The 13124-nt window shown below is 61.3% G+C and carries 8 protein-coding genes; 7 read left to right on the top strand and 1 reads right to left on the bottom strand.

The annotated features are described in order from the left end of the window. The first annotated feature begins 108 nt into the window (after positions 1–108). Positions 109–1098: a complex I NDUFA9 subunit family protein gene (locus MHM97_RS10080; protein ID WP_239322237.1), complete on the top strand. Its 990-nt coding sequence runs from the start codon at positions 109–111 to the stop codon at positions 1096–1098. A 62-nt stretch (positions 1099–1160) separates the two neighbouring features. On the opposite strand, the gene MHM97_RS10075 is transcribed toward MHM97_RS10080, so the two are convergent. After that, entirely contained in the window at positions 1161–1964 is an 804-nt protein-coding gene (locus tag MHM97_RS10075; RefSeq protein WP_239322236.1) for an undecaprenyl-diphosphate phosphatase, read from the bottom strand. Between the two features lie 238 nt (positions 1965–2202). On the opposite strand from MHM97_RS10075, the gene MHM97_RS10070 reads away from it, so the two are divergent. From MHM97_RS10070 to MHM97_RS10045, 6 genes are all read left to right on the top strand, one after another. After that, entirely contained in the window at positions 2203–3645 is a 1443-nt protein-coding gene (locus MHM97_RS10070) for an NAD(P)-dependent oxidoreductase (RefSeq protein WP_239322235.1), read from the top strand. Between the two features lie 75 nt (positions 3646–3720). Then, positions 3721–8253 (top strand): glutamate synthase large subunit, encoded by a 4533-nt coding sequence (gene gltB, locus MHM97_RS10065; RefSeq protein WP_239322234.1) that lies wholly within the window; start codon positions 3721–3723, stop codon positions 8251–8253. Between the two features lie 165 nt (positions 8254–8418). Continuing rightward, a complete protein-coding gene (gene mtgA, locus MHM97_RS10060) occupies positions 8419–9159 on the top strand; it encodes a monofunctional biosynthetic peptidoglycan transglycosylase (protein WP_239322233.1) in 741 nt (246 codons plus the stop codon). Positions 9160–9228: 69 nt separating this feature from the next. Then, positions 9229–9894, top strand: a complete 666-nt coding sequence (fzlA, locus tag MHM97_RS10055) for an FtsZ-binding protein FzlA (protein ID WP_239322232.1) — start codon at positions 9229–9231, stop codon at positions 9892–9894. A gap of 71 nt (positions 9895–9965) precedes the next feature. Beyond that, on the top strand, positions 9966–11009 hold the full coding sequence (gene queG, locus MHM97_RS10050; protein ID WP_239322231.1) for a tRNA epoxyqueuosine(34) reductase QueG: 1044 nt from the start codon (positions 9966–9968) through the stop codon (positions 11007–11009). 73 nt (positions 11010–11082) lie between these two features. Next, the gene (locus MHM97_RS10045; RefSeq protein ID WP_239322395.1) at positions 11083–13089 is read left to right on the top strand and encodes a hydantoinase/oxoprolinase family protein; all 2007 of its coding nucleotides are present in this window, start codon (positions 11083–11085) and stop codon (positions 13087–13089) included. The last annotated feature ends 35 nt before the right edge of the window (positions 13090–13124 follow it).

The raw sequence follows: 13124 nt of genomic DNA, 5'->3' as shown, positions 1-13124 counted from the left end.
AGCCGGACCCCGGTCGCGGCTCAGGAACAATCAGCGACGTTTTGCGCCTTGTTTCAAAGGGCTTGGAGGGGTAAATCGGAACAACAGCTACGTGAGAGGAGCCAAGTCATGTCCAAACTGGTCACCATCTATGGCGGATCGGGCTTTGTCGGTCGTTACATCGTACGCCGCATGGCAAAGGCAGGCTGGCGCGTCCGTGTGGCGGTCCGGCGCCCCAACGAGGCGATGCATGTCAAACCCTATGGCGTTCCTGGCCAGGTCGAGCCGGTGTTCTGCAATATCCGCAATGACGAGTCCGTTGCGGCTGTCATGGCTGGCGCCGACGCGGTGGTAAACTGCGTTGGCGTGCTCAACGAGGTGGGCAAGAATACCTTTTCGGCGGTGCAGGCGGAGGGCGCGGGGCGCATCGCCAGCATTGCAGCGCAAAACGGTGTTGGAAAACTGGTCCATGTTTCTGCGATCGGCGCGGATTCGCAGGCCGAGAGCGTCTATGCGCAAAGCAAGGCCCGTGGTGAGGATCTGGTCCTCGAAGCCTTCCCTGAGGCGATGATCCTGCGACCGTCGGTCATTTTTGGTGCGGAAGACCAGTTCTTCAACAGGTTCGCCGCCATGACCCGTTTTGGCCCCATCCTGCCGATCGCCGGTGGGGAAAGCCGGTTTCAGCCCGTGTATGTCGATGACGTGGCGCAGGCAGCGGTTGCGGGACTGACGGGGGAGATCACGCCCGGCGTCTACGAGCTTGGCGGTCCCGAGGTAAAGTCGTTCTCAGCATTGATGCAGGATATGTTGGCGGTCATTCACCGCCGTCGTCTGGTCGTGTCCCTGCCGCATGTCGTAGCCCGCGTGATGGCATGGAGCTTTGACCTGGCGCAGTCGATCTCTTTCGGGCTGTTCGAGAATACGCTGCTGACGCGCGATCAGCTCAAGAATCTCAAGAACGACAATGTGGTGGCTGAAGGGGCCAAGGGCTTTGCCGAGCTTGGCATCGAGCCAGTGGCCTTGGTATCTGTGCTACCGGACTACCTGTGGAAGTTCCGCCCCTCGGGCCAGTATGACGAACTGATGCGATCCGCCCGGAACATTCGCGGCGACGTTTGAGGCTTTCGCTCTGTCGCAACCGTCGCAGAACTGCGGACGCTGGTTGTTCGGCGGTTGGCGCGTCAGCTGTAGGCGATGCTCAGAAGCACCAGGCCCAGGATGACCCGATAGATCACATAGGGCGTGAAGCTGACCGATCTTAGCAGCCGCATCATCAGGGTCAGCGCGGCAAGCGCAGACAACATGGCGAGGGCGGCGGCGATGCCCATGTCCCGCATCAGCGCCGTATTGGCATCCAGCGCCACCTCCGTGCCCAGGAACAGACCGGATGCCGTGATCGTCGGGATCGACATCAACATGGCAATCCGTGCCCCCTCTTCCCGGCTATAGCCAAGCTGGCGGGCACCGGTGATTGTAATACCGGAGCGGGATGTGCCCGGGATCAGGGCAATCATCTGCCACAGGCCCATGATAAGGGCGTCACGCAGCCCCCAGTTCTCCAGTGTTTTCTCTGTGTGGCCGCGCTGGTCCGCAACATAGAGAACAAGACCAAACACCAGCATTGCCCAGCCGATCACCGCGATCGAGCGCAACATGTCGCTCAGGCCGGTGAGGTGCAGGAAAATGCCGAACACCACCGTCGGTACGGTGGCCACGATCAGCCCCATCGCCAGCCGTGTTCCGGGCGTGTCCATATGGCCGCAGAGGGCTCTTGGCAGGCCGGCAAGCCCGGTTTTCACATCTCGCCAGAAGTAGAGAATGACCGCCAGTAGGGTCCCGACATGGACTGCGACGTCGATGGCCTGACCTTGATCTTGCAGGCCGGTCAACGCGGGCAGGAGAATCAGGTGGCCGGAGGATGAGATCGGCAGAAACTCTGTAATGCCTTGAATCAAAGCGATGAGGATCAACTGAAACAGAGGCATGGATAGGTCGTCCGCTGCGGTTTCGGCAAAAGGCACGTGATTTCACCTCTTGTATAACCCCTTTATTTTTATAAGAAAGTCGCAATTTAGGTCCGAAACGGACCTGAAATGCCCTGTACAAGCCTGTCAAAAGCAGTATTCACAGACAGCTAGCCCATAAATAGGTCAGTAGCACTGACTTTAATTGGAGCTTCAAGGTATTCATACTGTCGCCGCCAGCCAAAAGGAGAGTTTCGCCGTGGCCAAGCAACCGATGCTGAAATTCGTGAACATTGATCGCGATATGCCCGAGAAACGAACTGCCGAGACTCGCAGGGAGGATTTCGACGAAATCTACGCGGAATTCGCGGCGGTGAAGGCAGAGGAACAGGCGAGCCGGTGCAGCCAGTGTGGCGTGCCCTACTGCCAGTCGCACTGCCCCTTGCACAACAACATCCCCGACTGGCTGCGTCTGACCGCAACCGGGCGGCTTGAGGAAGCCTATGCAACCTCGCAGGCGACAAACACGTTTCCCGAAATCTGTGGTCGCATCTGCCCGCAGGATCGCCTCTGCGAGGGCAACTGTGTGATCGAACAATCCGGCCATGGCACCGTGACCATCGGTGCGGTCGAAAAGTACATCACTGACACCGCCTGGGACAAAGGCTGGGTGAAACCCAATGCGCCACGGGCCGAGCGCGAGGAATCCGTCGGTATCATTGGCGCAGGTCCCGGTGGTCTGGCGGCCGCCGACATGCTGCGCAAGGCCGGTGTCCAGGTCACCGTCTATGACCGCTATGATCGTGCGGGCGGTCTGCTGACTTATGGCATCCCCGGCTTCAAGCTGGAAAAAGAGATCGTCATGCGCCGCAATGAGCTGCTGGCAGAGGGTGGCGTGACCTTCGTGATGAACTGCAACATTGGCGAAGATATCTCGTTTGAGGAGATCCGGGCCAAGCATGATGCGGTCATCATTGCCACCGGCGTTTATAAATCCCGTGATCTGAACATGCCGGGCTCCGGTGCGACGGGAATCGTCAAGGCGATCGACTTCCTGACCGCATCCAACCGGGTGGCGAACTTTGGTGACACCGTGCCCGAGTATGAGGACGGCACCTTCAATGCCAAGGGCAAGAAAGTCGTGGTCATCGGTGGCGGTGACACCGCGATGGACTGTGTGCGGACATCGGTCCGTCAGGGCGCCGAGTCGGTGAAATGTCTCTATCGTCGTGACCGCGCGAATATGCCCGGCTCGCAGCGTGAAACGCAAAATGCCGAGGAAGAGGGTGTGATCTTTGAGTGGCTCTCCGCCCCCAAAGGCTTCACCGATGACGGCGGCAAGGTTTCGGGCGTCATGGTGCAGAAGATGCGTCTGGGACAGCCCGATGCGTCGGGTCGCCAATCCCCCGAGGTGATCGAAGGCGCTGACTATGTCGAAGACGCCGATCTGGTCATCAAGGCGCTTGGCTTTGAACCCGAGGAGCTGCCGACGCTCTGGAACCAACCAAATCTGCCCGTGACCCGCTGGGGAACCATCAAGGCGGAGTTCAAAACCGGCGCGACCAATCTCGATGGTGTTTATGCCGTGGGCGACATCGTGCGCGGCGCGTCGCTGGTGGTCTGGGCGATCAAGGACGGTCGCGACTGTGCCGAAGCGATCATCGAGCGTTTCAACACAAAGGCCGCCGTCGCCGCCGAGTAATCAACAGGTTTCCCCGAGCGGTCTGGCGCCCCTGACAAGAGGCGCGGCGCCACCGCCAGGCAGAGGAGAATGAACATGACGAAATACGATGAAAACTGGGTGCGTGCCGAGGAAGCAAAGCGCCAGTGGATGGCTGAAAACGGTCTCTATTCCGAGGAAGAAGAGCATTCCTCTTGTGGTGTGGGCCTCGTGGTTTCGGTCGACGGCTCCAAGAGCCGCAAGGTGGTCGAGGCCGGCATCGACGCGCTCAAGGCGATCTGGCACCGCGGCGCTGTGGATGCTGATGGCAAGACCGGCGATGGCGCCGGCATCCACGTGCAGATCCCGGTGCCGTTTTTCTGGGATCAGGTGAAACGCACCGGGCACGAGCCGCGGGTCGACGAGTTGCTCGCTGTTGGACAGGTGTTCCTGCCCCGCACGGATTTCGGCGCGCAGGAAACCTGCCGGACCATCGTGGAAACCGAAGTCCTGCGCATGGGCTACTACATTTACGGCTGGCGCCACGTGCCGGTGGATGTGACCTGCCTCGGTGACAAGGCGAATGCGACCCGTCCGGAGATTGAGCAGATCCTGATCTCCAACTCCAAGGGCGTGGACGAGGAGACCTTTGAGCGCGAACTCTATGTGATCCGTCGCCGCATCGAGAAGGCCGCCGCTGCCGCGCAGGTTGGCGGGCTCTATATTGCGTCGCTGTCCTGCCGATCGATCATCTACAAGGGCATGATGCTGGCCGAACAGGTTGCGGTCTTCTACCCCGACCTGATGGATGAGCGGTTCGAGAGCGCATTTGCGATCTATCACCAGCGCTATTCCACCAACACCTTCCCGCAGTGGTGGCTGGCGCAGCCGTTCCGCATGCTGGCCCACAACGGCGAGATCAACACGCTCAAGGGCAACGTCAACTGGATGAAGAGCCACGAGATCCGCATGGCCTCCTCGACCTTTGGTGACCACGCCGAGGACATCAAACCGATCGTGGCGTCGGGGTCCTCCGACTCTGCGGCTCTGGATTCGGTGTTCGAGGTTCTGGTGCGTGCCGGTCGGTCCGCGCCGATGGCAAAGACCATGCTGGTGCCGGAAAGCTGGTCCAAACAGGCCGAGGAACTGCCGCAGGCCTGGCGCGACATGTATTCCTATTGCAACGCCGTGATGGAGCCCTGGGACGGTCCCGCCGCGCTGGCAATGACCGATGGCCGCTGGGTCTGTGCCGGTCTCGACCGCAACGGTCTGCGCCCGATGCGCTATGTGGTCACCGGCGACGGTTTGGTCATTGCGGGCTCCGAGGCGGGCATGGTGCCGATCGACGAGGCATCTGTCGTGGAGAAGGGCGCGCTTGGTCCCGGCCAGATGCTTGCCGTCGACATGAAAAAGGGCGAACTCTACCACGACGTTGAAATCAAGGACAAACTTGCCCGCGCACTGCCGTTTGGCGACTGGGTGGCAAAGGTCAATGATCTGGATGCCGTGCTCGGCGGGGTGACGGAAACCCCCCTGTTCTCGGGCGAGGAACTGCGCCGCCGCCAGATTGCCGCCGGCTACACGATCGAGGAGCTGGAGCAGATCCTGGCGCCGATGGCCGAAGACGGCAAGGAAAGCCTGGCCTCCATGGGCGATGACACGCCCTCTGCGGTTCTGTCCAAGCAATATCGCCCGCTCAGCCATTTCTTCCGCCAGAACTTCTCCCAGGTGACCAACCCGCCGATCGACAGTTTGCGCGAATTCCGGGTGATGAGCCTCAAGACCCGGTTCGGCAACCTCAAGAACGTGCTGGACGAGGACAGCTCGCAAACCGAGATCGTGGTGCTGGAAAGCCCCTTTGTCGGCAATGCGCAGTGGGACAAGCTGGTCGACAACCTCGGGTCCAAACTGGCGGAGATCGACTGTACATTCGCCCCCGGCAAAGGATCTCTGCACGCTTCGCTGGCGCGGATTCGGGCCGAGGCAGAAGAGGCCGTGCGCTCCGGTGCGGGGCACATCGTGCTGACGGATCAATATTCCGGCGATGGCAAGGTCGCGATGCCGATGATCCTGGCCACCTCGGCGGTACACTCGCATCTGATCCGCCAGGGTCTGCGCACCTTCTGTTCGCTCAACGTGCGTTCGGCGGAATGTATCGACCCGCATTACTTCGCGGTGCTGATTGGCTGCGGCGCAACCGTCGTGAACGCGTATCTGGCCGAAGATTCACTCGCCGACCGCATTGAACGCGGTCTTCTCGAAGGGACGCTGACGGAAAACGTCGCCCGCTACCGCGAAGCGATCGATCAGGGCCTGCTGAAGATCATGGCGAAGATGGGCATCTCCGTGGTGTCCTCCTACCGGGGTGGCCTGAACTTCGAGGCGGTGGGCCTGTCCCGCGCCATGGTGGCGGAGTATTTCCCCGGCATGACCTCGCGGATTTCCGGCATCGGTGTCTCTGGTATTCAGGTGAAAGCCGAGGAAATCCACGCCAAAGGCTGGAATGCGCCCGAGGGCATCATGCCGATCGGCGGCTTTTACAAGGCCCGCAAATCCGGCGAAACCCACGCCTGGGAAGCCACCTCGATGCACATGATGCAGATGGCCTGCAACCGTTCGTCGTATGAGCTGTGGAAACAGTATTCGGCCAAGATGCAGGCGAACCCGCCGATCCATCTGCGGGATCTGCTGGACATCAAACCGCTGGGCAAGGCGATCCCGATCGAGGAAGTGGAATCGATCACGTCGATCCGCAAGCGTTTCGTGACCCCGGGCATGTCGCTTGGTGCGCTCTCGCCCGAGGCGCACAAGACGCTGAACGTGGCGATGAACCGAATCGGAGCCAAGTCCGACTCGGGCGAAGGCGGCGAAGATCCGGCGCATTTCGTGCCCGAAGCCAATGGCGACAACCCGTCGGCAAAGATCAAACAGGTCGCCTCGGGCCGCTTTGGTGTGACCGCCGAATATCTGAACCAGTGCGAAGAGCTGGAAATCAAGGTCGCGCAGGGTGCCAAGCCCGGTGAGGGCGGCCAGTTGCCCGGCATGAAGGTCACCGACCTGATCGCGCGCCTGCGTCACTCCACCAAGGGGGTGACCCTGATTTCGCCGCCGCCGCACCACGACATCTACTCGATCGAGGATCTGGCGCAGCTGATCTACGACCTGAAGCAGATCAACCCGCGCTGCAAGGTGACGGTGAAGCTGGTGGCCTCCTCCGGTGTTGGCACCATTGCTGCCGGCGTGGCCAAGGCCAAGGCCGACATCATCCTGATTTCGGGCCACAACGGCGGCACCGGGGCCTCTCCTGCGACCTCGATCAAGTACTGCGGTCTGCCGTGGGAGATGGGCCTCACCGAGGCGCATCAGGTGCTGGCGATGAACAACCTGCGCGGCCGTGTGACCCTGCGGACCGATGGCGGTCTGCGCACCGGGCGTGACATTGTCATGGCTGCGATGATGGGCGCCGAGGAATACGGCATCGGCACCGCCGCGCTGATCGCAATGGGCTGCATCATGGTGCGTCAGTGCCAGTCGAACACCTGCCCCGTTGGTGTGTGTACTCAGGACGAGGCCCTGCGTGGCAAGTTCACCGGCAATGCCGACAAGGTGGTGAACCTCATCACCTTCTACGCGCAGGAAGTTCGCGAAATCCTCGCCTCCATCGGAGCGCGGAGCCTTGATGAGGTGATCGGTCGTGCGGATCTTCTGGCGCAGGTGTCGCGTGGCTCTGCTCACCTTGATGACCTCGATCTGAACCCGCTGCTGATCACCGTCGATGGTTCTGCCAGCATCGTCTACAACCGCGACAAGGACCGTAACGCGGTGCCGGACACGCTCGATTCGGAAATCGTGCGCGATGCCGCGCGGTTCCTCAAGGATGGCGAGAAGATGCAGCTGTCCTACGCGGTGCAGAACACGCATCGGACCGTGGGCACGCGTACCTCCAGCCATATCGTGCAGAACTTCGGCATGCGCAACACCCTGCAACCCGATCACCTGACGGTGAAGTTGCAAGGCTCGGCGGGTCAGTCCTTGGGCGCCTTTGCGGCCCCCGGTCTGAAGCTCGAAGTCTCCGGCGACGCAAACGACTATGTCGGCAAAGGTCTGTCGGGCGGTACGATCGTCGTGCGCCCGCCGATGGCCTCGCCGCTGAATGCGGCAGAGAACACCATTGTGGGCAATACCGTTCTCTATGGTGCCACCGATGGCTATCTCTTTGCGGCCGGTCGCGCCGGCGAACGGTTTGCGGTGCGGAACTCGGGCGCCAAGGTGGTGATCGAGGGCTGTGGTACCAACGGTTGCGAATACATGACCGGCGGTGTGGCCGTGATCCTTGGCAGCATCGGCGCGAACTTCGGCGCCGGGATGACGGGCGGCATGGCCTATCTCTATGACCCGGATCAGTCCGCTGAGACGCTCATGAACATGGAAAGCCTGGTGACCTGCCCGGTGACCGTGGACCATTGGGAAGCGGAGCTGAAAGGCCTGATCGAACGCCACGTTGCCGAAACCGGAAGCCGCAAGGCAGCGGAGATCCTGCAACATTGGGAGAGCGAGAAGGGGCATTTCCTTCAGGTTTGCCCGAAGGAGATGCTGGACAAGCTGGCGCATCCCATCGCGACGGAAGCATCGGCAATCCCGGCAGAGTAATCGAATAATCCCCGAGAATAAGAGACCCTCTTATTCCTGAAACTGAACCCCGCAGTGTTTCGGCCTGCGGGGTCCTTTTTTTGCGCCGCGCGTGTGCGCGGGCAGATGCCTGCGGGGCGATTTTCCCTGTTGGAGTGTTTGGATGCTCTGTCCTATAGAGAGGCCATGGCAAAAGCAGCGCGCAAGACAAAAACAAAAAAGACCACCTCCAAATCCGCGCGGCTTGGTCTCCGGGCCGTGGTGGCGCGGGTCCGGCGCTGGATCCTGCGGGGGCTGTTGGGCAGCCTTGCGTTTGTGCTTGCGCTGATCCTTTTGTATTCGGTGGTGAACCCTCCGATAACCCATACGATCTGGACCGAGAAACGCCGGCTTGGCGATGTGGATCGCGAATGGGTGCCCTTAGAACAGATGGCCCCTGTGCTGGCGCGATCCGTGGTCGCGGCAGAGGATGCGCGGTTTTGCGAACATTGGGGGTTCGATGTCACGGCGATCCGTGATGCGCTGGAATCCGGTGGCAAGCGCGGCGCGTCCACCATTACCCAGCAGGTGGTGAAGAACGTCTTCCTGTGGCAGGGGCGCAGTTGGGTCAGAAAAGCGCTTGAGACCTTTATGACGCCGGTGGTCGAGGCCACCTGGAGCAAGCAACGCATCGTCGAGGTCTACCTGAACGTGGCCGAGATGGGCGAGGGGATCTTTGGCGCGGAGGCTGCGGCACGGCACTATTTCGGTACCGGTCCCGATCAGCTCAGCCCGCAGCAGGCGGCATTGATTGCAGCCCTGCTGCCAAATCCAAAAGAGCGTTCTGCCGCCGATCCCGGCAATTTCATGCGCAAACGAGCGCGTCAGATCGTGGATGGCGCTGCCACGATCGAGCGCGATGGCCGTGCTGCCTGTTTCGAGCATTGAAGTTTCCGTTCTGGCAAGGCATTGCTGGAGGAACAAGATCCCTTAACAACCGGAGAGCTCAGGACGCCCATGGCTCGTCTCTATCATGTCCCCCTGTCCCCCTTCTGCCGCAAGGTGCGCCTGTCCCTGGCGGAAAAGAAGATCGAGGTGGAGCTTGTCGAGGAGCGCTACTGGGAGCAGGACGCCGATTTCCTGCGCCGCAACCCGGCGGCCAAGGTGCCGGTCCTGCGTCTGGATGGCATGCTGATGGCCGAGAGTGCCGCGATCTGCGAATATATCGAGGAAACCCGCCCCGACCCCAGCCTGATGCCAAAGAAACCGGCCGAACGTCTGGAAGTGCGCCGGCTGGTGAGCTGGTTTGACGACAAGTTCCATCATGAGGTCACGTCGAAGCTGCTTTATGAACGGGTGAACAAGAAGATGACCGGCGAAGGCTATCCGGACAGCAGCAATGTCAAATCCGGTGCCAAAGCGATCAAGTATCACATCGATTACCTGTCGTGGTTGCTGGACCATCGCCGCTGGCTGGCCGGCGATAACATGACGCTTGCGGATTTTGCGGCCGCTGCGCATCTGTCGTCGCTTGATTATATCTCTGATGTGGACTGGAACCGCTCGGCGGTGGTGAAGGATTGGTACGCCAAGATCAAATCCCGCCCTGCCTTCCGGTCAATTCTGGCGGATCAGGTTCCGGGCTTTCGCCCTCCGTCGCATTACGCGGATCTTGATTTCTGAGATGGTGCAGGGGGCTGTCTGCCCCCTCCGGGCCTTGCGGCCCGTTCACCCCCGAGGATATTTCTGAGAAGATGAAAGCGGCAGGGGATATCAAGGCGCGTCTGATCGCGCAGGCCCGGGCGGAGGGCTTTGTCTCCACGCGCATCTGCCGACCGTGGGATGTCCCCGAAGTGCCCGAACGACTGCGTGCGTTTCTGGACGCCGGGTATCACGGTCAGATGGCATGGATGGCGGAGCGAGTGAACTGGCGCGAAAACCCGGCGGCGCTTTGGCCGGAGGCGCGCTCGGTCATCATGCTGGCAGAAAGCTACACGCCCGAGGAGAACCCGATGGCGGTGGTGGGACTGCCGGATCGCGCGGCGATATCGGTCTATGCGCGCGGCAAGGATTATCATGACCTGGTCAAGAAGCGGCTAAAGCGGCTGGCGCGCTGGTTGATCGCCGAGGCGGGTGATAAGGCTGAGGTAAAGGTTTTTGTCGACACTGCCCCAGTACCAGAGAAGGCGCTCGGACAGGCGGCGGGGCTTGGCTGGCAGGGTAAGCACACCAATCTGGTGAGCCGGGATTGGGGCAATTGGGCCTTTTTAGGCTCTATTTTTACCACATTGGATCTGCCGGTAGATTCGGTAGAGCCAGATCATTGTGGGTCCTGTCGGGCCTGTTTGTCGGCGTGTCCCACAGATGCCTTTCCTGCACCCTATCAACTGGATGCACGGCGATGCATTTCCTACCTGACGATCGAGCACAAGGGGCCCATTGAGGAAGAGCTGCGCGCAAAACTCGGCAATCGAATCTATGGCTGTGATGATTGTCTTGCAGCCTGCCCATGGAACAAATTCGCCGTGGAGGCCTCGGACATGCGCTATGCCGCGCGTGAGGGCACGGTTGCGCCGCCGCTTGCGGAATTGTCGCAACTGAATGATGCAGCGTTCCGCGAACGGTTTTCAGGATCTCCGATCAAGCGGATTGGCCGGGATCGCTTTGTGCGCAATGTGCTCTATGCGATCGGAAATTCTGGGGAGGCGAAGTTGCGCCCCTATGCCACGCAGCTCTGTGATGATCCTGATCCAACGGTCGCAGATGCGGCGCGCTGGGCTGTGATGCGGTTGTCATAATGACGCAAACAGAGTGGACGTGACGCAGCCAGCCGTTACAACCGAGCATGCGTGAGTGAAAATCGAGGATAAGATGGCGCTTCTGCTTGGGGTCGATACCGGGGGAACATATACCGACGCGGTGCTGATCCGTGACGAGAGCGAGGTGATCGCCTCGGCCAAGTCGCTGACCACACGGCAGGACCTGGCAATCGGGGTTGGCGGCGCGGTGCGGGCCGTGCTGGAACACACCGGCGTGGAACCTGCCGAAATCTCGATGGCGGCGCTGTCAACGACACTTGCGACCAATGCGCTGGTCGAGGGGCAGGGTGGTCGTGTGGCGCTCATCTATATCGGGTTCAGCGCGCAGGATCTGGAGCGTCACGGGCTGCGGGATGCACTGAAAGGGGATCCTGCCCTGATCCTGGTCGGGGGGCATACCCATGCCGGCTCAGAAGCCGCGCCGCTGGATAAAGAGGCACTCATCGCCTTTTTAGAGACTGAATCAGCCGGGGTCAGCGGGTTTGCTGTTGCTGGCGTTTTTGCCACGCGCAATCCCGCGCATGAGCTGGAGGTTGCGCGGATCATCCAGGAGCGCACCGACGTTCCGGTCACCTGCTCTCACCAGCTTTCGGCCAAGCTCAATGGACCCAAGCGCGCGCTGACGGCTGTACTGAATGCGCGTCTGATCGGCATGATCGACCGGTTGATCAACCGTGCGGCAGAAACGCTTGTGACGCTTGGTATTGAGGCGCCGATGATGGTGGTTCGGGGCGATGGGGCGTTGATGTCGGCGGAACAGGCGCGTGCGCGCCCGATCGAGACAATCCTGAGCGGGCCGGCGGCCTCGATCGTGGGGGCGCGATGGATGACAGGGGCTGAGAACGCCTTGGTCAGCGATATCGGCGGGACGACCACTGACGTTGCGCTGATCGAGCGAGGTTTGCCGAAAATCGATCCGGATGGCGCACAGGTCGGCGGCTTCCGGACCATGGTGGAGGCTGTGGCCATGCGCACCACGGGCCTGGGGGGAGACAGTCAAGTTCACCTGAATGGCGATGGTCTGCGCGGTGGGGTCACGCTTGGGCCGCGGCGGGTGTTGCCGGTGTCCCTGATCGCGACCGAAGCCCCCGAGCTTGTGCATGCGGCGCTGGATGCACAACTCAACGCTCCGGTGGTTGGGGAGTATGACGGGCGTTTTGTGCGTGGTGTGATCGGGCAAGCGGCGGTTGGCCTGTCGGAACGGGAGGCGGCGCTGCTGGCCCGGATCGGTACCGCGGTTCTGCCACTGGGCGACGTTCTGCGCACGCGTATGGAGCAGGGCGCGCTCAGCCGTCTGGTGGATCGCGGCCTGGTGCAGGTCGCCGGGATCACGCCGTCCGATGCCAGTCACGTCCTGGGCCGTGTGGCCGCATGGGATCGAGACGCCGCAGACAAGGCGCTTACCGTCTTTGCCAGACGTCGTGTCGGCAGCGGGGATGCGGTGGCAAAAAATGCCGAAGCGCTGGCGCAAATGATCGTGGATCAATTGACCGAGCAAACGGCTTTGACCTTGTTAGAGTCTGTTTTCTCCGAGGAGCAGGCTACTTTTGGGGGACCTGCGGAAGATCTTGCACGGCACGTGCTGCTGCAACGGGGCCTGACGGCACATAGCAGTTTGTTGGTGATCGACGCACGTGTGAATGTGGATGTGATCGGTTTGGGGGCCTCGGCACCTAGCTACTATCCCGCGGTCGGAAAACGTCTGAGGTGCAATATGATCCTGCCGGAACACGCCGGGGTCGCCAATGCGATCGGCGCCGTGGTGGGGCGGATCATTCAGCGCCGTTCCGGTACCGTCACCGCCCCCTCCGAAGGCAGGTTTCGCGTGCATCTTTCCGACGGGCCAAAGGATTTCACAGCCCGTGCCGAGGCGCTGGACATGTTAGAAAGCGTCTTGCGTGCCGAAGCTGTGGCAGCGGCCGAGGATGCGGGCGCTGGCGATATTCACGTGCATGTCACCCGCGATCTCCGCATGGCCGAGGTCGAGGCGCAGCAGGTCTTTGTCGAGGCCACCCTCACCGTCGAGGCCAGCGGTCGGCCACGGGTGGCACACGGCTGATTACATGATACAGGCCGCTCCCGTCCGGAAGCGGC

The organism is Epibacterium sp. Ofav1-8, assembly GCF_022348185.1.
GTDB lineage: Bacteria > Pseudomonadota > Alphaproteobacteria > Rhodobacterales > Rhodobacteraceae > Epibacterium.
This window is presented reverse-complemented; position numbering and strand designations above follow the sequence as displayed.

Coding starts and splice junctions, on each gene's coding strand:
- MHM97_RS10080 (WP_239322237.1), top strand. CDS start 109: ATGTCCAAACTGGTCACCATCTATGGCGGATCGGGCTTTGTCGGTCGT.
- MHM97_RS10075 (WP_239322236.1), bottom strand. CDS start 1,964: ATGCCTCTGTTTCAGTTGATCCTCATCGCTTTGATTCAAGGCATTACA.
- gltB (WP_239322234.1), top strand. CDS start 3,721: ATGACGAAATACGATGAAAACTGGGTGCGTGCCGAGGAAGCAAAGCGC.
- mtgA (WP_239322233.1), top strand. CDS start 8,419: ATGGCAAAAGCAGCGCGCAAGACAAAAACAAAAAAGACCACCTCCAAA.
- fzlA (WP_239322232.1), top strand. CDS start 9,229: ATGGCTCGTCTCTATCATGTCCCCCTGTCCCCCTTCTGCCGCAAGGTG.
- queG (WP_239322231.1), top strand. CDS start 9,966: ATGAAAGCGGCAGGGGATATCAAGGCGCGTCTGATCGCGCAGGCCCGG.
- MHM97_RS10045 (WP_239322395.1), top strand. CDS start 11,083: ATGGCGCTTCTGCTTGGGGTCGATACCGGGGGAACATATACCGACGCG.